The 18,792-nt window shown below is 64.2% G+C and carries 17 protein-coding genes and 1 pseudogene; 5 read left to right on the top strand and 13 right to left on the bottom strand.

Annotation, left to right across the window (positions count from 1 at the left end; translation table 11 throughout):
* Positions 1 to 231 precede the first annotated feature (231 nt).
* The 3 genes from ACZY0B_RS25030 (at position 232) to ACZY0B_RS25040 (ending at position 2,645) form a co-directional block, all read left to right on the top strand.
* The gene (locus ACZY0B_RS25030; RefSeq protein WP_463766935.1) at positions 232 to 450 is read left to right on the top strand and encodes a hypothetical protein; all 219 of its coding nucleotides are present in this window, start codon (positions 232 to 234) and stop codon (positions 448 to 450) included.
* 134 nt (positions 451 to 584) lie between these two features.
* Positions 585 to 1,928 (top strand): MBL fold metallo-hydrolase, encoded by a 1,344-nt coding sequence (locus ACZY0B_RS25035; RefSeq protein WP_463766950.1) that lies wholly within the window; start codon positions 585 to 587, stop codon positions 1,926 to 1,928.
* A gap of 126 nt (positions 1,929 to 2,054) precedes the next feature.
* Positions 2,055 to 2,645, top strand: coding sequence for a rhodanese-like domain-containing protein (locus ACZY0B_RS25040; protein WP_463766936.1), 591 nt, complete (start codon positions 2,055 to 2,057; stop codon positions 2,643 to 2,645).
* Positions 2,646 to 2,658: 13 nt separating this feature from the next.
* Here the strand turns inward: ACZY0B_RS25040 and ACZY0B_RS25045 are convergent, their stop codons facing one another.
* The 13 genes from ACZY0B_RS25045 to ACZY0B_RS25105 all read right to left on the bottom strand — a co-directional run bounded on the left by ACZY0B_RS25045 (position 2,659) and on the right by ACZY0B_RS25105 (position 17,005).
* Complete coding sequence (locus ACZY0B_RS25045) at positions 2,659 to 3,165, bottom strand: CAP domain-containing protein (protein ID WP_463766937.1); 507 nt, start codon at positions 3,163 to 3,165, stop codon at positions 2,659 to 2,661.
* Between the two features lie 14 nt (positions 3,166 to 3,179).
* A complete protein-coding gene (locus ACZY0B_RS25050; protein WP_463766938.1) occupies positions 3,180 to 3,785 on the bottom strand; it encodes a hypothetical protein in 606 nt (201 codons plus the stop codon).
* Positions 3,782 to 4,471, bottom strand: coding sequence for an Mce protein (locus ACZY0B_RS25055; protein WP_463766939.1), 690 nt, complete (start codon positions 4,469 to 4,471; stop codon positions 3,782 to 3,784). Before ACZY0B_RS25055 ends, ACZY0B_RS25050 begins: the two co-directional genes overlap by 4 nt.
* A gap of 17 nt (positions 4,472 to 4,488) precedes the next feature.
* Positions 4,489 to 5,958 carry an MCE family protein gene (locus ACZY0B_RS25060; protein WP_463766940.1) on the bottom strand — a complete coding sequence of 490 codons (1,470 nt, stop codon included), beginning with the start codon at positions 5,956 to 5,958 and terminating at the stop codon, positions 4,489 to 4,491.
* Positions 5,958 to 7,079 (bottom strand): virulence factor Mce family protein, encoded by a 1,122-nt coding sequence (locus ACZY0B_RS25065; protein WP_463766941.1) that lies wholly within the window; start codon positions 7,077 to 7,079, stop codon positions 5,958 to 5,960. The genes ACZY0B_RS25060 and ACZY0B_RS25065 overlap by 1 nt, the downstream gene beginning before the upstream one ends.
* Complete coding sequence (locus tag ACZY0B_RS25070; protein ID WP_463766951.1) at positions 7,076 to 8,455, bottom strand: MCE family protein; 1,380 nt, start codon at positions 8,453 to 8,455, stop codon at positions 7,076 to 7,078. The genes ACZY0B_RS25065 and ACZY0B_RS25070 overlap by 4 nt, the downstream gene beginning before the upstream one ends.
* Positions 8,452 to 9,636 (bottom strand): MCE family protein, encoded by a 1,185-nt coding sequence (locus ACZY0B_RS25075; RefSeq protein ID WP_463766942.1) that lies wholly within the window; start codon positions 9,634 to 9,636, stop codon positions 8,452 to 8,454. The genes ACZY0B_RS25070 and ACZY0B_RS25075 overlap by 4 nt, the downstream gene beginning before the upstream one ends.
* Positions 9,633 to 10,661, bottom strand: coding sequence for an MCE family protein (locus ACZY0B_RS25080; RefSeq protein ID WP_463766943.1), 1,029 nt, complete (start codon positions 10,659 to 10,661; stop codon positions 9,633 to 9,635). The genes ACZY0B_RS25075 and ACZY0B_RS25080 overlap by 4 nt, the downstream gene beginning before the upstream one ends.
* Positions 10,658 to 11,926 (bottom strand): MCE family protein, encoded by a 1,269-nt coding sequence (locus ACZY0B_RS25085; protein WP_463766944.1) that lies wholly within the window; start codon positions 11,924 to 11,926, stop codon positions 10,658 to 10,660. Before ACZY0B_RS25085 ends, ACZY0B_RS25080 begins: the two co-directional genes overlap by 4 nt.
* 4 nt (positions 11,927 to 11,930) lie before the next feature.
* Complete coding sequence (locus ACZY0B_RS25090) at positions 11,931 to 12,779, bottom strand: ABC transporter permease (protein ID WP_463766945.1); 849 nt, start codon at positions 12,777 to 12,779, stop codon at positions 11,931 to 11,933.
* Positions 12,776 to 13,543 carry an MlaE family ABC transporter permease gene (locus ACZY0B_RS25095; RefSeq protein WP_463766946.1) on the bottom strand — a complete coding sequence of 256 codons (768 nt, stop codon included), beginning with the start codon at positions 13,541 to 13,543 and terminating at the stop codon, positions 12,776 to 12,778. The genes ACZY0B_RS25090 and ACZY0B_RS25095 overlap by 4 nt, the downstream gene beginning before the upstream one ends.
* A gap of 650 nt (positions 13,544 to 14,193) precedes the next feature.
* Positions 14,194 to 16,083 carry a family 2A encapsulin nanocompartment cargo protein cysteine desulfurase gene (locus ACZY0B_RS25100; RefSeq protein ID WP_463766947.1) on the bottom strand — a complete coding sequence of 630 codons (1,890 nt, stop codon included), beginning with the start codon at positions 16,081 to 16,083 and terminating at the stop codon, positions 14,194 to 14,196.
* The gene (locus ACZY0B_RS25105; protein ID WP_463766948.1) at positions 16,070 to 17,005 is read right to left on the bottom strand and encodes a family 2A encapsulin nanocompartment shell protein; all 936 of its coding nucleotides are present in this window, start codon (positions 17,003 to 17,005) and stop codon (positions 16,070 to 16,072) included. The genes ACZY0B_RS25100 and ACZY0B_RS25105 overlap by 14 nt, the downstream gene beginning before the upstream one ends.
* A gap of 367 nt (positions 17,006 to 17,372) precedes the next feature.
* On the opposite strand from ACZY0B_RS25105, the gene ACZY0B_RS25110 reads away from it, so the two are divergent.
* Positions 17,373 to 18,662: a thioester domain-containing protein gene (locus ACZY0B_RS25110; RefSeq protein WP_463766949.1), complete on the top strand. Its 1,290-nt coding sequence runs from the start codon at positions 17,373 to 17,375 to the stop codon at positions 18,660 to 18,662.
* Positions 18,659 to 18,792, top strand: a pseudogene (locus tag ACZY0B_RS25115) (cysteine synthase A); the annotation flags it as partial. The gene ACZY0B_RS25110 and the pseudogene ACZY0B_RS25115, both read left to right, overlap by 4 nt.

Below are 18,792 nucleotides of genomic sequence, written 5' to 3' on the forward strand. Positions count from 1 at the left end.
GACGTTGATCGAGCGCTCTGCGACATCGCGGCCGAGCACGGCAACCTCGACCCGGACGCGGCCACGGCCTACGTCCAATCGCTGAGCGCGGACAAGCGCTACCACCGCGACGTCTACTAGTCTGCCCGCTCAACCCGTAATACGGCGGAAACGCGGGACACCCGCGGCCGAAACATCGCTGTCGCACCATGTGCTCAACAACCGGTGCGTACTCGATGAAGGGGTGCTCGCATGGCAACCGAGGAACGCCTGGGTGACCAGGAATCACCGATCGAGCAAGTCGCTTGGGCGGGGTTGCCCATCAACCTGGATTGGGCGTTCTCCCAAGCGCAGCGCGACAAGGTCTACGTGCAACACCTCACTCGCCAGCGCTGGCGCGCATTGCGCGCACAGGCCCGCGACCGCGACGCCGCCGCGGCTTACCAGCCGCTGGATGCCGAGGCGGGCTAAGCCTCGCTTCGGCTCCCACCCCACGCCGCCGCATTTGTCAAGTGACGCATGCCCCGGCGACCGCCGGCGCTGCCCATCGGAGATCGTTTGGCGCTAGTTTCGTCAACGACGTCCGTGGATGGGGCACAAGCATGTTGGATGTATCGGTTATCGAAACCTCTGGGCTGGGTGATCGTAGCTATTTGGTGAGCGACGGCAAGGTAGCCGTCGCCATCGACCCGCAGCGCGACATCGACCGGGTACTGGAGCTGGCCGGCGATCTGCGGATCACGCATGTGCTCGAGACGCACATTCACAACGACTATGTGACGGGCGGGCTGGCGCTTTCCGCCGCGACCGGTGCCGAATACGTGCTGCCGGCAGGAGAAGACGTCGAGTTTTCCCGTCGCGCGGTCAGCGACGGCGACCGCATCGACAGCGGCGGAATCCATTTCGAAGTGCTGCTCACCCCCGGGCACACACACCATCACGTCAGCTATGTCCTTCGCGAAGAGTTCGGCGACATCATCGGGGTCTTCACCGGAGGTTCGCTGTTGTTCGGCAGCACCGGAAGAACCGACCTCCTCGGCGAGGAGAACGCCGAGGAATTGACGCGGCTGCAATACCATTCGGTCCGCCGGCTCGCCGACGAGTTACCGCCGTCGACTCCTGTCTATCCCACCCACGGCTTCGGAAGCTTCTGCTCGGCCGCGCCCACCGACGGCGACAACTCGACCATCGCAGAGCAACGCCGGAAAAACCCTGCGCTGACTCAGGATGAGCAGGACTACGTGGACGACCTTCTCGATGGCCTGTCCGACTTTCCGGCTTACTACGCGCATATGGGTGTAATCAACCGGAAAGGCCCTGCGGCAGCAGACCTCTCGCCGCCCGCCTCGGTCGACCCCATCGAGATTCGCAGACGAATCGACGCGGGTGAATGGGTCGTCGACCTACGCAACCGAACCGCGTTTGCGGCCGGGCATCTTTCGGGCACCTACGCTTTCGAGCTGGCCGGTTCTTTTGTCAACTACCTCGGCTGGCTCTACACCTGGGGCGCGCCGCTGACCTTGATCGGCGACGACACCAAGCAGATCGCCGACGCACAGCGTGAACTCTGCCGAATCGGGATCGAGCGCCTTACGGGTGGCGCCAGCGGCGACATCCGCGAGCTGGCCGATGGTGAAGAGCTGCGTAGCTACCGCGTCGCCGACTTCGGCGAACTTTCCGAGGCACTGGGCGATGACGGTGTCATCGTGCTCGATGTCCGCCAACGCGGGGACTTCGATAGCAGCCATGTGCGTGGCGCGGTCAACGTCGCGTTGCACGAACTACCCGAACGCATCGCGGAGCTTCCCGCCGACCGCGAGGTGTGGATCCATTGTGCGAGCGGCTATCGCGCGTCGATCGCCGCTGCCCTGCTGGACCGGCACGATCGCAGCGTCGTGCTCGTCAACGACGAGTACGGGAACGCCGAAAAGCTGGAGATCACAACGTGAAGCTGAACGCTTCGGTGCGCCGGCAGCGCAACGATCGGGCGGAAAAACTCACTCTGAAAATTAGTCGGTAGTTTTCTACCGGCCCGGGTAGAGGTAAGTCACTGCCACCTAACACGGGAGCCGACAATGAACGCGCCTGCCGCCGACGTCATTACCGCACTCGAGCTTCGGACATTACTGAAGTCGCCCACGGCGCCGCGCGTCGTCGATGTCCGGACTCCCGCCGAATTCGAAACCTCGCACATCGCCGGCTCCTACAACGTCCCGCTCGACGTGGTGGATCAGCACGGCCCGGAGATCGCCCGGCACCTCGACAATGATCCCGATGTGGTGCTGGTCTGCCGTTCGGGGCAACGCTCGACCAAGGCCCATACGCTGCTGCGGAATGCGGGCCTGACGAGCGGGCGTGTCCTCGAGAACGGCATCACCGATTGGGAGGGACAAGGTTTCGCGGTCGAGGAAGGGGTGCAGCGATGGGACCTCGAGCGTCAAGTACGCCTGGTCGCGGGATCAGTCGTCCTGTCGTCCGTCCTCGGCAGTGTGGCCGTCCCGCGGGTCAAATGGCTCGCCGCCGCAATCGGAGCGGGCTTGACGTATGCGGCCGTATCCAACACCTGCGCGATGGCAACGGCGCTGTCCAAATTGCCGTACAACCGCGGCGCAACATCTGATGCCGAAACCATCGTGTCTCAACTAGCCGGTCACCTAGGCCGTTGAGTGCTCGGACGGTCTAACGCGTTGGCGGCGCCGGCTGGCCGTATACGGCGACCACGACAGTGCGGTCCGGGCTGTTGTCCGACCACACCCCGATATTGGTGTTGGCGCAGTCCCGAATGATCGCCATGTCGTCGGGGTTGTAGTACCACTGGTTGACCAGTTCCAGGCTGCTGATGGCGATGGCCGGGTTGATCGCCACCGTCTCAGCGGCTTTGCCACGGAAGCCGGCGGCGTTGGCACGGTCCTGTGGCGTCGAACCGTCGGATCCAATGTCGTCGTTGATGTTTCGGTTGTTGATCATGTCGTCCGCATGCCATTGGGCCGCCAGCGTCAGCGCGTTGTTCCGGATGACGTCGTTTGTGCAGCCCGCCTGGTGCTGGAGGGTGTAGACGGCCGAGACGACCGCGCTGTTGAGACGCTTATTGTCGGCCTGCGCGGTCGGTGCCGCCAATCCTGTTGCCGCCGAGAGAATCACGACGACGGGCAGCACGCGCGCGCCGCGGCGTAGCCAAACCGTCATCCGAGCTCCTCGAATCACACCGGGTCGAAGCGCGAGACGAGCCATCGGCCATTGACCTTGTCCAGCGTCACCTTGATGACGGGCTGGGTATCGGTGGGAGCTCCGTCGCCGATGGTCACGGTCTGGTTGACGAACAGCAGGGCCACCGCATGGTCGGCGGTCGCCGAAACCGAGGATGCCGCGCTCACTTTGGCCGCCGATGAGATGTGCTTTTCCTTCGCACCCGGGATCACCACCTCGTGGATCAGTGCGGTGTAGGCGTCCTTGAACTCGCCGGTGAGCCGTTCGGTTGCCGCGCCGAGATCCTTGTCGACCGAGTCCGCCCGGTACGACAGTAAGGCGGTGGCGTCTTCGCTTGCCGCCCGGACCGATTCGGTGCGAGCCAGTGCCAGCTCATCGGTTGACCCGACCACCCATCGGAAGTAGCCCGCGGCCAGCGCCAGCACCAATGCGATTGCCGGCAATACGCCGTAGGCGAGCACCCGCGACCACGGGATCCGCCGCCGCTGACGCACGGTTTCTGCTTCGGCCGAATCTGTCTTCTCGGCGGGATCGGTCGCCTCCACGATGATCTCCTCGTCGGGGGCGTCGGTCTCGATGTCGTCGCGAAGTGTCGTCATGGCACGAACACCACGTTCGAGACTTTGGCGTCCTCGCCGACCGAGCGGACCTCGATGCGCATCCGCCATTCCCGCGGTGCTTCCTCGCCGCCGGCGGTCCGCGACTTCACCGCGACCGCGACCAGGACTTGAGCGGAGTCGCCCCGCTGGGATTCCAGACCGGCATCGGTGACCGTCCCCTCTGATTTCGACTGCGCCGCCTTGACGACCTCGGTGAACGGCTTGGCCCGCTGCTCGAAATCGTCACGGAACGCTCCGGTGGCAATGTCAAGGATCCGCTGCACATCCGCGTCAACCTCGGTGTAGTTGATCGACGTGAGGTTTACCGCGCCCTGGCGCGCGACTTGGAGGAAAAGGTCGTGCTGGACTTGGGCCTGGTGCTTTTCGTAAGCGCGGTATCCGACCCAGCCTGCCAGTCCGCTCAGCGCCGCCACGATCGCGGCGCTGGCAACCAGTGCCGTCGCGACGCGCGAAAGCCGACGCTGGCCGACGCGGTGCCGCAAGCGGGCGAGCCGGCCCGTGGGTTGGCTTTCGGTTTCGGCTGCGTCATCGACCGCTGCGTCGTCAACCGGTGCGACATCGTCGTCTTCAGCAGCGTCGTCTTCCACGGCGTCGAAGTCTTCGACGTCGGCAGCCGTTGGCTCAGTGACCTTTTCGGTCTCGGGGGTATCGGGCTCGTCGGCCATGTCTCTCCTTCACACTCCTAGGCTGGCGGCACCAGAAGCGACTGCCAGTTTTTGGCACGCGGGTGCGCCAAGTCGGATTCGGTGTATCGCTTTCCGTCGGGGCCTATGTAGTCACCGGTGGCCGGGTCATAGGTGGTCACGGAAAGCGGCGGGGTCGACGGTGCGGTGCCCCGTGGCGGTGGTAGCCGCGGGTCCTGTCCCGGCGGATACATCGGGACGCCCTGGCCCGTCGTGGTGGCGTTTGGGTCGCCCTTCCAGTTGTAACCCTCGTTGAGCGGCACGTACTCCGCGTCGCTCTCGCACATCTCGATGGTGGGAGCACGCTTCCACGGCTTGGCCTCACACGGAATGTTGCGCACCCCACGCACATTGAACTCCGAGTCCTGCGGCACCCGGCAGAACAGGTCCGCCGCCGGGCGATCCGGAGCGTCAACGCTGGCCGGTGAACGGCGCTGCTGTGGGGGCAGATACCCCGTTGTGCAGGGTGGCGGCAGGTTGAGGTTGAGGTTGAAGTCCAGTTGCGCGCCGCGATACTCCTGCTTGGTATTCGAGCTCGGCACGATGATCGCCGCCATGGCCGCGATGCCCTGCGGAAGCAGCACCAGCAGTTGTTCGATGTCGTGGCGGTAGACGACGGCGATGTCGCCGAGACTCACCAGGTTGGCGAACAACACCGGCAACGCCGGCGACACCCGGTCGAGCAATGCACGGCCTTCTTCGATACCGGAAGTGCCCTGCGTCAGCAGATCTCGCACCGCCGCATCCTGCGCCTTGAACTGCGCCATGAGTGCCGATGTTCGACTGGCCCACGTGGCAATTGCATCCGACGTCTGCACCTGTGAGTTCAGCACCGCCGGCGACTGGTCGATCAAGGCAGCGAGCGGGTCGATGGTCTGGCCACCCGCAATGGCCAATGCGGTTGATCCGTCGACGATCCGAGACAACTCGGGGCCGAGGCCTCCGACCGCGCGGTTGGTCTCGTCGATCACCGTATGCAGGTTGTCTCGCGGAATCGCTTGCAGCGCACGGTTGGTCAGGTCGAGCAGGTGCCCGATGTCGACAGGCACATCGACGTGGCCGGCCGGAATGACATCGCCGGCCCGCAGTGACCGCGACTGTGTGCCATCCTTGCCCTGCTGCGGGGTCAATTCAAGGTATTGCTCGCCGATCGCCGAGCGGCTGTGCACCGACGCCTGAACGTCGGAGGGCACCTTGATGCCGGATCGCAAGGCGAGCACCGCCCGCACTCCGGTCGCGGTGACATCGACCGACTTGACCTGGCCCACGTCGGTGCCGCGGTAGGTGACGACCGAAGTCTGGTAGAGCCCGCCCGACTGGGGCAAGTCGACAGTGACGTTGTACTCCCCGATTCCGAACAGCGTTTCGGGCAGCTTCATGAAGTTGAATGCCATTGCGCCGCAGGAAACCACGGTCACCAAGGTCAAAACGGCCAACTGGATCCAGGTCCGGCGAGTGAGGCGCAGCATCAGTACCCCCCGAAGTGATACGGGTAGGTCAGCGGGTTGCCGCCGGTGACCGGGCTGGGCTGCATGCCGATGGTGCGCCCCCACTGCAGTTCGAGTTGGGTCAGATTCCCTTCCCATCGCGAGCCGGTGAAGAGCCCTTGGTCGATGCGGCTCAGGGTCAAGTCGACGACCAGGGTCAGGTTGGCGTAGTCGCCGCGGAACCAGTTCCGCACCGTGGACGTCGGCCAGGGGTAGGTCGCCAATCCGTCCAGACCCCTGGTGAGCGAGGGTCCCGCGTCGGCAAGCGACCGCAGCACTGGTGCGATATTGCGCAGATTGTTGACCAGAGATTCCCTACTCTGGTGAACGGTGTCGGCGGCGATCGCGCTGAACTTGCCGACCTGGTCGATCGCATCGGCGATCTTGGTGCGCTCCGCTGCCAGCACGGCCAGCGCCTTGGGCACCGTCGTCAGCGCCTTGTCGACGACCGGGTCTTTGGCGGCAACCTGCCCTGCCAGGGCGTTGAGGTTCTCGCTGGCGGTGATGATGTCGTCGGTCTGGTCGTTGGTCTTGGCGATGAACTCATCCAGCTGGGTCAGCAGGCTGCGCATGTCGTTTTCGCGCCCCGCGAATGCCTTGGCGACGGCCTGGTTGATCTCCTGCAACTGCCCAATTCCCCCGCCGTTGAGCAGGATTGACACCGAGGCCAACGTCTGCTCGGTGCTCGGGTACAAACTCGCGCGCGACAACGGGATGACCGATCCGTTTTTGAGTTCGCCGACGGGCGGCTCATCCTTGGGCGGCGTGAGCTCGATGTGCATCGAACCGAGCAAGCTGGTCTGGCCCAGCTTGGCGGTGGAATTGGCCGGCAGGCGGACATCGCCGTTGATGCGCATCGTGACCAGTGCGTGCCAATCCTGCAGCTCGATGTTGGTGACGTTGCCGACGTTGACGTCGTCGACCCGGACACGAGTGTTTTGCTGAATGGTCACCACGTCGGGCATCTGCGCCTGGATCGTGTACGCGCCCGGCCCGCCGCCAGAGGTACCGGGCAGGGTGAACGAATTCAGGCCGCGCCATCCGCACCCGGAAAGCGCGGCAACGCACACCAGGCCGAGCGCGGCGGCTAGTGCGCGCCTCATGACGGTGGCCCCGTCGGCAGCATCAGGTTCTGTAGCACTTGGATCGAGTTCATCCCCGCGCTCGGCTGTGGCGGCGCCTCGGCCGGTTGCGGCTGATCGGCAAGCCCGGCCTGCCCGGGGAGGGCCGGTGGCGGTGCGTCTGCGGGTGGCCCGGGTAGTGGCGGCGCGTCGGGTGGTGGCGGGGTTGCTTCGGGGGGCGTGTAGCCGGGCCGAAGCCGGTCCTCACTGTAGGTGATCTCGTTGGGCCGGGCCTGCGTCCCGACAAAGGGGTTGATCCCCGCGGGTATGTAGTTGTAGAGGCGGTTTTTGATGATCGGGTTGATGTACTGCAGGCACAGCTTCGAAACCCGGGCCAGGCGTGCGCGCGACGCCGCTTCGATTGAGCTGCAGATGAATTGTGGGATGTCGGCGAAGTTGTTCAGCGCGATGATGCCGGTCATCGCACTCTGGGCGGGCTGGTAGATGTTCAGGAAGTTCTGGAACACGGTTGGCGCGATGTGCAGGATCTGCTTGATATCCCCGCGGCTGTCGTTCAGCGCGGTCGTGATCGAGCCGAGCCGGTCGAACGTGACGCCCATGGCTTCGCGGTTTTCGGCGAGGAAGTCGCGGACATCCGCCAACGCCGTGTCGAGACCCTGTAACGCATTGCCGATTTCGTTGGGAGTATTCGTCAGCACCGACGTCACACTGGCCAGGTTCTTATTGAACGAGGCCAGCAGATCACTGCTCGAGTACAGCGCCGACACCAGCAGCTGCAGATTGCGCACGGTGCTGAAGATGTCGTCGGCATGATCACCGAGCGCCGAGATGGCTTGGGAGAGCTTGATGACGGTTTCGCGAGCGGTGTCCCCCTGGCCACGCAGGTTGTCCGCGGCCGAGTTGACGAACTCGCCGACGGAGTTGACTCCCCCCGGGCTGGTGGGCTGCAACGCATCGGTCAGCTTCTCCAGCTGCCTGCGGAAGTCGTCCCATTCGACCGGTACCGCGGTCCGATTCAGCGGGATCGACGCGCCGGAGCTCAATTTGGGTCCGCCGGAGTACGCCGGAACGAGTTGAATTGCCCGCGACGTCACCAGCGACGGCGACAGGATCGCGGCCCGGGCATCGGCCGGAACCGAATACTCCTTGTCGACGGAGAACGTCACCTTGGAGCTGGCGGGTTGCGGCTCGATTTTGTCCACGACGCCGACGGCAACGCCGAGGATTCGAATCTCGTCACCGACGAACAGGCCGTTGGCCTCCGTGAAATACGCCGAGTACGTGTTCCTTTCGACGTCTTTCCACAGCTTCTTGCCGACCAGAAACGACGCCACGGCCAGCGTCAGCACTAGGCTGACCGCTGTTGCTTTTCGAAGGGTGTCTCGACTCATGTTCATGGCCCGTCGAAATCGTGGGGCGAGGGTGGCGGGATGGTCCGCACCGGTGGCGTCGAAGGCGGCGGTGAGGGCGGCTGCGACCACAGCGGCACCGGCGCGTTCTCCGGCGGCACGGGCGGGGTTCCGGTCGGCGGGTCCACCGCCTCCGAGGGCAGCTTTTGGTCGGGATCCAGAAACCGGTCGTACATGTCGGCGTCGAGGACCGGCCCACCGATCTGGCCGGGAATCAGGTTGGCCACGTATGCCTTGAAAAATGGCCCTGAGCCTAAGCATTCGCCAAACGACATCGCGTATCGCTTGAACTTGGGCAGGGTCTTCTGGATATCTTCCTTGCGGTTGTCCAGGATTTCGAGCACGCCGTTGAGCTTGTCGAGGGCCGGCTTGAGTTGGGTTCTGTTGTCGTTGACCAGCCCGGAAATCTGATGCGACACCGCGGTGAGGTTGTTCATCAGGGCGTCCAGCGAATCGCGCTCGTCGAGGAGTGCGGCCAACAACGCGTTGGAATTCGACGCCAGGCCGGCGATCTGTTGGCTGCGCTTGCCCAGCACCGTCGACACCGTGTTGGCATTGCCCAGCAGGTTCCGCAGCTGCGCGTCACGGCCGTTGAGGGTGTCCGAGAACCGCGCCACGCCTTCCAACGCGGGTCGTAGGTTTGGCGGTGTCTCCTTGAATGTATCCGCCAACGTCGTTAGGGCCGAAGATAATTGGGTGGTGTCGAGTCCGCTGATCGTGGTCGTCAGATCGCCCAGCGCATCGGGAAGGTCATAGGGCGAGTGGGTACGGGTCAGCGGAATGGTGCCCGATAGCCGCCCCTCCCCGCGCGGCATGAGCTCAAGCATCTTGGCACCCAGGATCGTTTCGGTCTTGATCGCCGCCTCGGTTCGGTCGCCCAGCACGATGCCCTGGCGAACGGTGAAGCCGACCCGGACCTTGGTGCCCTCCAGCCGGAGGTCGGAGACTCTGCCGACCCCCATCCCCGAAACCCGCACCGTGTTACCGAGTTTGATACCACCCGCCTCCGAAAAATAAGCGGCGTAGTCATCCGTGTTCTTGACGAAGGGCAGCTTGTTGTACTGAAAGGCGACGATGGTCACGCAGGTCAATATCGCGGTGCCCATCACTCCCAACATCAATGGGCTCCGACGGCCAAGCGGTTTGATCTTAGGCAGCTTCAGCTTCATTGCGGCGTGCACCGCCCGCTGGGCTGTCCCAATAGCTTGACGAAGATCGGATTACCCCCCTTGCCGTTGACCTTCAGCAGAACTTCGCAGAAATAGAAGCCGAAGTAGTCACCATTGAGACCCTGGCGAGCCAGCACCTGGTAGACGTCGGGAAGGTCCTTCAGCACTTTGTCGAAGTAGTCGCGGTCGGAAAGCACCTGCCCGGACATGCGATCCGTCTCGTGTACCACGTCCTTGATCGGCTGGCGGGACTGCACAAGCAGATCGGTGACCGAACCGGCGGCCGCGTTGATATAGGCCAGCCCAGTGGAGATGTCGTCCTTGCGCTGCGCCAAGCCCTCCACGAGCTGGGTCAGCTTGTCCAAGCCGTCAGAGAACTCGTGGTCGCGCGTGGCGAAGGTGTGCAGCACGGTGTTCAGGTTGGTGATCAGCTCACCGATCAGCTGGCTGCGCCCGGCCAGTGTCGAGGTCAGTAGCGAGGTCTGCGACAGCACCGAAGCCAGCGTGCCGCCCTGCCCCTGGAAGATTCGCAGCAACTCACCGGACAACGCGTTGACCTGGTCGGGATCCAGCGCCCGGAACAACGGACGAAAGCCCCCGATGAGTGCGTCGATGTCGAGGGCGGGCGACGTTCGCGCCAGCGGAATCGTCGCCCCCGGCGGCAGCCGGCGTGGCGGTCCGGGAGCTTCTTCGAGGGCGAGATACCGGTCACCGATCAGGTTCTCGTACCGCACAACGGCCTTGGTGCCCTCGGTGAGTCGGATCCCCTTCGCTATCGCGAAGCCGACGGTGACCGTACCGTCGCGGTGCAGGTCGAGGTCGCCGACCTTGCCGACCTCCACCCCGGCGATGCGGACGAAGTTGCCGGATTTCAGACCGGAGATGTTGGTGAAGACCGCTTGATAGTCGGTGCGGTCCTCAAAACGCAGCTGCCCGAACACGGCGACCAACGCAAAGGTGAAGAGCAGGCATACCAAAGTGAAGATCGCGACTCGCGCGATGATGCTTGACAGTTTCCTTCTCATGGCGGCGGCTGCCCCCCGCGCCAGAAGTACCGTGGCGGTTCGGGAGAATTCTTCGTGGTCGGGAACCAGTTGCCCCACCACGGATTGCCGGCGGCGACGTTGGTGCGAATCTCATTCGGCGCCGCACCCCAACCGGTGTCGGTGACCAGCGCACGCACCGGGAAGTTCGCGCTCGGGTCGGGCAGCGAACCACAGCTGGGTCGGCCGCCCGGGCCGCCCGTGGCGTTCACCTTCGGTAGGTGCTTCGGGTACCGGTACGGGTCGTCACCGAAGAGCAGCGCAGCGTCAAGGATGACCGAATATCCGTTGCCGCCCAGTGCATCTCGTCCGCCATGGTCGACATACCATTGCGCGCCCTGGAATAAGCACGTGTAGGTCGGCGAATACTTGTTCAGCAGAGCCACCGTCGGGTCGAGCAGATTCATCGACCGCACGATGTTGGGTTCGTTTCGGCCGATGACGTTGATACCGGTCTGACTGAACCCGATCGCGGACAGCAGCAGTGAGTCGAGCGAGCGCTGGTTTTCGGTGAGGGTGACGCTGGTGGTCGCCGCCGAATCGAGGATCGACAGGATATTTTGCGCCGCATCAGAATAGATGGCCGTGGTCTTGCCGAATAGCCGCCAATCCCGGTGGATCGTGTCCATGCGCGGGTTGACGGTGAGCAGGATGTCGTTCGCGTCGGTGATCGCCTTACCGAGCCGATCGCCCTTACCGCGCACCGATTGCGCGAACGCCGACAAGATCGAATTCAGCTTCGCCGGGTCGAGTGCCTGGACCACGGATTGCAGATTCTCGAAAACCGTATTGACTTCGACGGTGACATTGCGCGAGTGCAGCACCGCGCCAGGCTTCAGGGTTGTGTGGCTGGCCTGGTCGGGCACGATCAGGTCGACATACTTGGACCCGAATGCGGTGGTCGACTTGATCTCGGCCTCGAGATTGCTCGGCAGATATTTGAACGGGCCCGGGTCCATCTTCAACTGCAGCTGAGCCGCTTTCACGTCGGTGCCGATCGACGCGACCGTGCCGATCGGCACACCGCGCAACTTGACCTTGGCGCCCGGCTCCATCACCAGTCCGGCGCGGTCCGACACCAGCGTCAGCGGGATGAAGTCACGGAACTGGCCGGAGAACGCCCCCGCCGTCACTGCGATCAGCGCCGCGACCAGAATGAACAAGGTCGGCGCCCACCAGATCGGGTCAATCTTGCTGCTGCGGACTCTGTTTCGCCGTGCGGGTTCGCTCTGCCTATGGTCGGTCATACGGCTACCCCGACAGGTTGAAGTTGCCGGACTGCCCGTAGACGGACAGCGAAATCATCAGGCACACAAACGCCGTGACAATCATCGATGACCGCACTGAACGACCGACAGCCTCTCCCACCCCAGCGGGACCACCTGTCGCGGTGAAACCGTAGTAGGTGTGCACGACCATCACTCCCGTCGCCATCGTCAGCGCCGACAGAAACGACCACAACAAGTCGTTGGGACGCAGGAAGGTGGAGAAGTAGTGCTCGTACACGCCACGTGACTGGCCGTAAACGTAAATGGTGAGGAACTTTGCCGCGATGAACGACATCAGCACCGCGACCGCATAGAGCGGGATGACGACCAAAACGCCGGCGATGATCCGCGTGGAGGCCAGGTAGGTGATCGACCGGATACCCATGACTTCGAGTGCGTCGATCTCCTCGTTGATGCGCATCGCGCCCAGCTGCGCCGTCGCGCCGGCGCCGATCGTGGCCGCCAATGCCAAGCCAGCCGTGCAGGGCGCGATCATCCGGACATTCAAGAACGCCGATAAGAATCCGGTCATCGCCTCCACGCCGATGTTGGACAGCGTGTCGTAACCCTGCACCGCGACAAGGGCACCCGTCGTCAACGTCAGGAAGCCGATGATGCCGACGGTGCCCCCGATCACCGCGAGCGCGCCGGTGCCCATCCCCATCTCGGCAATCAGCCGCAGCAGCTCGTTGGGGTAGCGCCGAACCGCGTCGACGGTGGCAACCAACGACTTTCCGTAGAACTCGGTCTGCTCGCCCAGCTTGCGGGTGGAAGCCACCAGCCTCGGGCCAAGAGTGTCCAACCACGATGGCCCGCGAGCGAGATCGGTCATTTGGCAGTCACTTTCACTCCGAGCGCGGTGGTCACGATGTTGATGAAGAATAAGGCCATGAACGAGAACACCACGGTCTCGTTCACCGCGTTACCGACGCCGGTCGGGCCGCCGCCGACCGAAAGACCCTTGTAGCAGGCGATTAATCCCGCGGACAGCCCGAACAACATCGCCTTAATCAGCGAGATCACAACCTGCGGAAGCCCCGTGACGAGTGTCATCCCCGCGATGAACGCTCCGGGTGTGACGTGCTGGACGAAGACCACGAAGATGTAGCTGCCGGTCAGTCCGGTGACCGCGACCACGGAGTACAGCAGCACCGCGACGAACGTGGCGGCGATGATGCGTGGAACCACCAGTGCCTGAATCGGATTGACGCCGATGACCTTCATCGCGTCGATTTCCTCGCGGATGGTGCGCGCGCCGAGATCGGCGCACATGGCGGTCGACCCGGCGCCCGAGACAACCATCGCCGTGACCACCGGCCCGACCTGGGTCACCGATGCCAGCCCGGCACCGGCTCCCGAAAGGTCCCCGGCGCCGATCTCGACGAGCAGGATGTTGAGTACGAACACGATCAGCACCGTGTACGGAATCGACAACATGATGGTCGGGAAGATCGACACACGGGCAACAAACCAGATTTGTTCGAGAATCTCGCGCCAGGCCCACGGACGGCGCAGCGCGGTCACCAATGCCTCCGCGCTGAGCAGGAAGAATTCACCCAGCGCGTTCATCGGCTTGGCGACAACGGACCCGTTCATAGAACCCGCCCAAAACGCAGACGGTCCAGTCGGATCATGCGGTCCCCCAATTTCGTAATCATCTTTACGCGTATGTAACTAGCCGGCCCATAACAGGTCAGCGTCGCTTACATGTGGACCGCGCCGTCTGTTTGCACACATGGAACATCGCAGCAATTTACGGGCAAACCGATGCCCGGCGTTAGGGTTGCAATCAACCAGAAAGAAATCTGGCCGATCGCCGATAACGTCCGTTCGACGTTCTTGCCGAACTCGCTGGCTACGCAGCATCCAAAAGGGGGTCTACCCCTCAGGGTGGGGCGCGGCGGCGGCCCGGCCAGCGCGCCGCGAAGCTTTCAATGGCGAGGCCATGGTGACGGCAGCAGCAATCGACGAATGACCGTTCGCCAGCGCCGAGGCTGAAACCGCTGCGCGAATTTCTTTCCGCCATGTCGAAACCCACTTGAGCATTCGCGGCCGCCGTCCCGTCCGGCTATCGCCGCCGCACGTCACAGTCCGCGAAACTGAAGCACAAAGCAACAGTTTGTTTCAGACCGAGCGCAACTGCCCGGAGGCGACCGGTGCGCGGTGAGGGTGGCGGCACGCCGACCCAGGCCACCGTGGACGCACACTCAAATCCCTGAGCGCACAGTCAAAGCCGTGGATGCTGATCAGCCGACGTTCGTGCCGCCCTCGGCGATCCGGCGCACGGCTTTGAGGAACACGTCGATCTCCTCAAATGTGTTGTAGAAGGCGAACGATGGGCGCACCGTCGCCTCGAGTCCGTACCGCCGCAGGATCGGCTGTGCGCAGTGGTGTCCGGCGCGCACCGCAATGCCCTCGGCGTTGAGCGCCTTTCCCACCTCGAGCGGTTCGTGTCCGGCGAGCACGAAGGACAGCACGCTGGCCTTCTCGTCCGCGGTACCCACCAGGCGCACCCCCGGGATGTCGGCCAGCCGGGGAGTCGCGTACTCGAGCAGGGCATGCTCGTGGGCGGCGATGCGCTCGATGCCGACCCGCTCCACATAACGCAGCGCCTCGCCGAGACCGACCGCGTCGGCGATGTTGCCGGTGCCGGCCTCAAACTTGTTCGGCAGGCCTTGGTAGAGCGAACGTTCCAGCGTCACATCGGCGATCATGTTGCCGCCGCCCTGCCACGGTGGTGTCTCCGCCAGCGCCTCTTCGCTCCCGTAGAGCACACCGATCCCGGTGGGACCGTAGATCTTGTGACCGGAGAAGGCGAAGAAGTCGACCCCGAGTTCGGCGACGTCGATCGGCAAGTGCGGAATCGACTGCGCGCCGTCGATCAGCACTCGCGCCCCATAGCGGTGACCGAGCTCGACGATCTTCTCGACCGGCGTCACCGTACCCAACGCATTCGAAACCTGGGTTGCCGCAACCAGCTTGGTGCGCGGCCCCAGCAGGTCCTCGAACTCCGAGAGCAGCAGATTGCCCGCATCGTCGACCGGTGCGACCTTCAGCACCGCTCCGGTCTGCTGCGAGAGCAGTTGCCACGGAACGATATTGGCGTGGTGCTCCAGGTGGGTGATGACGATCTCGTCGCCGGGGCCCAGGTGCTTGCCACCCCATGCGTATGCCACCAGGTTGATCGCTTCGGTGGTGCCCCGCACGAAGATGATCTGTTCGTCCTTGGGGGCACCGATGAACCGCCGCACGGTTTCCCGCGCTTCCTCGTAGGCGTCGGTCGCGCGCGCCGCCAACTCGTGCGCCGCGCGGTGGATGTTGGAGTTCTCGTGGGCATAGAAGTACGACAGCCGGTCGATCACCACCTGTGGCTTCTGGGTGGTCGCCGCGTTGTCGAACCAGATCAGCGGTTTTCCGTTGACCGTTTCTTTCAGGATCGGGAAGTCCGCCCGCACGGCATTGACGTCGAACACCTCGTGGTCGTCCGGCAACACAGGGACCGGATCGGCGTCGGTCAGGAAGTAATAGTTGTGGTCGTCACCGGCCGGCGCGTTCGGCACCGCCGGAACCGTATCGGACCAACCCAGGTCGGGAACCGACGGCGCCTGCGGCAACCACGACGGTGCCGATCCTCGTGGGCCCACCGGCACGGACGGTGCCGTCCCGGCCAGCACACCGGGCAGCGTGGGGACGATGCCCTGGCTGGGGACCGCGAACGCGCTGAAGTCACCAGGACCCGGCGGCAGGTAGGGGCCGGTGACGCTTCCGGCCGTCTCGGACGTCGAGGGCGCGGCCGTCGTGTCGGGCACGGTGCCGCGCGGAGCTACCGGCACCGCCTGCGGGAGGCCTGAGGGTTCAGGCGACGTTGGCGCCGGGACATAGATGTCGGTGACGCCGATCAACGGAACCGGTGCCGAGTATGCATCCGCTGACCCCCCGGCCGTCCGAGCCGCCGACGTGGCCGCGGTGGCATCCGGCACGGTGCCGCGCGGTGCGACCGGCACCGCCTGCGGCGGGCTGTCGGGCCCCGGCCGGATGCTGGCCGCATACAACTGAGTGGCCAGCGCCGCGAGTTCCGAAGCGCTGATGGGCAGCTCGCTTTCGGCGTCTACCGACCGATACTCACTTGTACTCATGGAACTGGTCCACAGCGACGTCGTCGAGCACGGCGAGCGCGTCGTCGGTGAGGACAGCCAGGGATGTATAGAGGGTGACCAGATATGTCGCGATCGCCGACTGGTTGATGCCGGTGAACCGCACCGACAGCCCCGGCGCCTGCTCGCCGACGAGGCCCGGCTGGAACAGGCCCACCACGCCCTGACGTTCCTCGCCGGTGCGCACCAGGATGAACTTGGTTTTGCCGTCCTCCACCGGGACCTTGTCCGACGGAATCAACGGTATGCCCCGCCAGGTGATGAACTGCGCACCGAACAGGCTCACCACTGGCGGCGGCACGCCACGGTAGGTGGCCTCGCGCCCAAACGCCGCGACGCCCAGCGGGTGCGTCAGGAAGAAGCTCGGCGCCTTCCAGACCTTGGTGATCAGCGCATCCAGGTCGTCGGGCGTCGGCGCACCGCCGAGCGTGCGGATCGACTGCTCCGGGGTCACCTGGGCCAGCAAGCCGTACTCCGGGCTGTTGACCAGCTCGAATTCCTGGCGCTCTTTGATCGTCTCGATGGTCAGCCGCAGCTGCTGGGCGACCTGATCGTGCGGGCTGGAGTACAGATCGGAGACCCGGGTGTGGATGTCGAGCAGCGTCGAAATCGTGCGCAGCGTGTACTCGCGCGGGCTGGTCTCGTAGTCGACGTAGGTCTCGGGCAGCGGCTCTTCGGTGCCCGCGCCCTCTTCGGCCTTGATCGCGACCTGTTCCGGGTTGATCACCCGGTTCACCCGGTAGAGACCCGCTTCCACCGGTACCCAGCTGAGGAGATGCAACAGCCACCGGGGAGTGATCGTCGAGAGTTGCGGGACTGTTTTGGTCGCATTGGCGAGCTGTCTGGCAGCGAGATCGCCTAGTGCCTGAGACTCGTTTTGAGCCCCCGAACCAGCTGCTGTCATCGTGATCCTTCCGTGCGTGGCCGAATTCTGCGGCGAGGTCGGGTAGGCCCATGATCACCCACCATGAGCCCATCCGCGCGCTGAGCGTAGGCGGAGGTCAGACATGTCGCACAGAGTTAGACCGGGCGTGAGTAGAAATGCCAAAGTTCGCTGATGCCCTATAGTGGGGCCTATGCAACAGGCCTTTCAGCTGCGCTTCGCTCCTTCGCGCTGCCTCGCCGTGCGCTGTTGTTGTTGCTGTTGTTGATTTCCTGACGCCTTTCGACGCTGTAGAAATCCTCGCGCTACCCGCAGGCGGGTGGGACCACCACCCCAGCCGGCGTGACGTAATAGGCGCGCTACCGACTTTCAGGAAGATCAACCATCCATGACTGTGTTGTCTATGCCGAATCGCGCCCTGGCGCGGGTGGCAACGCGCCGGCGCGTACTGGTACGGCCGGCGACCCAACTCACCCACATGACGCGCTACCGCGGCGGCACCTACTCCCACACCATCGACACGATCGTCTTTGCCGACGGCAGCTCGGCGCGCACCGACCTGATCAGGCTTAACCCGAACCTGCAGGCCTATTCGCTGGATTTCACCGGCATCGCACCCAGTCGTCCATCGCGCTACCGGCTGGGCACCTGGTCCGCGCTGCCGCATCTGCATGCCCGGGGCCACGAACCCGAGGTGGACTGGATTCTGCGCCACTCCTACCCGGTGCTGTCGACTGCCGAGCTGAGCCGGCAGGTGCGCCAGGCGGGCTACCCGCTGGGGCGGGCCCATATCAGCGAACATGAAGCCATTGCCGCAACCCAGGCCGCGATCTGGCAGTTCACCAACGGACTGGACCTGCACACTCGGGCGCTGAACGTACCCGTCGTCGTGCACCGGCAGCCGGGCGGCACGACGACGTTCGAATTCGACGGCGAACCGCAGCTGGGTGGCTACTCGGTGTGGACCGACGCCGAAGCCGCCACCACTTTGAAGCTGCAGAAGTCCACCAACGGTGTTGCCTGGCAAGATATTTCGGGTTCACAGCTGACCGTCGCCGCCGGAAGTGGGCGCCATCAACGCACACTCGGCGTCGGCAGCACCCTGTCGGCCAGCAGCCATGGCGGTGGCGGACGCGGCTACCGCTACTACCGGCTGGTCGCGGCGACCGACGGCGACAACCCGACGATCGACTATGTCCGCTTCTGGCTGACGGGTAGTCGCCACTACCGCAATGCCGATCGAATCGTGCACCTCTACAATTACCTACTCACCGGCGCAAATAACTCCGCACCCGACACCGACGACGCCCGACTGGTCGATACGCAAGCAACAGCCGAATCCGAACTCGTAGGACCGTTCCAAGTGCCAATTCCATTGAGGCTCAGCGCTACTGACGGACATACACTTGTCGACGCCGATGGCATGGCCATTCGCGGCGTGGTTGCGCCCGGCCGGGACTTTTACCTACGCCCCGCACCGGGTACATGCGCAACGACACTGACTGCAACAACACCGCATAACCTCAAGGGGCGGGTGCTGACCGGAGTAGCGCTAGAGGAGGCGTCACAACGATTCACACCGATTGCCCTGACCGTACCCACAGACGTGGCCGTCGAATTCGACATCACCTGGTCGGCCGATGAGTCTTGTATCGATATCGTGGAGGAAGTCTCATGAGCATCGCCGAGGACATCACACAGCTCGTCGGAGGCACGCCGCTGGTCCGGCTGAACCGGGTCACCGACGGCGCGGGCGCAGACGTTGTCGCCAAGCTGGAATCGTTCAACCCGGCGAACAGCGTGAAGGA

This window comes from Mycobacterium sp. IDUB_19 (assembly GCF_055419445.1).

Excerpts from the sequence above, each read along its gene's own strand:
- ACZY0B_RS25090 (WP_463766945.1), bottom strand. The coding sequence starts at position 12,779 with ATGACCGATCTCGCTCGCGGGCCATCGTGGTTGGACACTCTTGGCCCG.
- ACZY0B_RS25085 (WP_463766944.1), bottom strand. The coding sequence starts at position 11,926 with ATGACCGACCATAGGCAGAGCGAACCCGCACGGCGAAACAGAGTCCGC.
- ACZY0B_RS25065 (WP_463766941.1), bottom strand. The coding sequence starts at position 7,079 with ATGAGGCGCGCACTAGCCGCCGCGCTCGGCCTGGTGTGCGTTGCCGCG.
- ACZY0B_RS25060 (WP_463766940.1), bottom strand. The coding sequence starts at position 5,958 with ATGCTGCGCCTCACTCGCCGGACCTGGATCCAGTTGGCCGTTTTGACC.
- ACZY0B_RS25045 (WP_463766937.1), bottom strand. The coding sequence starts at position 3,165 with ATGACGGTTTGGCTACGCCGCGGCGCGCGCGTGCTGCCCGTCGTCGTG.
- ACZY0B_RS25075 (WP_463766942.1), bottom strand. The coding sequence starts at position 9,636 with ATGAAGCTGAAGCTGCCTAAGATCAAACCGCTTGGCCGTCGGAGCCCA.
- ACZY0B_RS25095 (WP_463766946.1), bottom strand. The coding sequence starts at position 13,543 with ATGAACGGGTCCGTTGTCGCCAAGCCGATGAACGCGCTGGGTGAATTC.
- ACZY0B_RS25100 (WP_463766947.1), bottom strand. The coding sequence starts at position 16,083 with ATGAGTACAAGTGAGTATCGGTCGGTAGACGCCGAAAGCGAGCTGCCC.
- ACZY0B_RS25050 (WP_463766938.1), bottom strand. The coding sequence starts at position 3,785 with ATGACGACACTTCGCGACGACATCGAGACCGACGCCCCCGACGAGGAG.
- ACZY0B_RS25030 (WP_463766935.1), top strand. The coding sequence starts at position 232 with ATGGCAACCGAGGAACGCCTGGGTGACCAGGAATCACCGATCGAGCAA.
- ACZY0B_RS25105 (WP_463766948.1), bottom strand. The coding sequence starts at position 17,005 with ATGACAGCAGCTGGTTCGGGGGCTCAAAACGAGTCTCAGGCACTAGGC.
- ACZY0B_RS25040 (WP_463766936.1), top strand. The coding sequence starts at position 2,055 with ATGAACGCGCCTGCCGCCGACGTCATTACCGCACTCGAGCTTCGGACA.
- ACZY0B_RS25070 (WP_463766951.1), bottom strand. The coding sequence starts at position 8,455 with ATGAACATGAGTCGAGACACCCTTCGAAAAGCAACAGCGGTCAGCCTA.
- ACZY0B_RS25110 (WP_463766949.1), top strand. The coding sequence starts at position 17,373 with ATGACTGTGTTGTCTATGCCGAATCGCGCCCTGGCGCGGGTGGCAACG.
- ACZY0B_RS25080 (WP_463766943.1), bottom strand. The coding sequence starts at position 10,661 with ATGAGAAGGAAACTGTCAAGCATCATCGCGCGAGTCGCGATCTTCACT.
- ACZY0B_RS25055 (WP_463766939.1), bottom strand. The coding sequence starts at position 4,471 with ATGGCCGACGAGCCCGATACCCCCGAGACCGAAAAGGTCACTGAGCCA.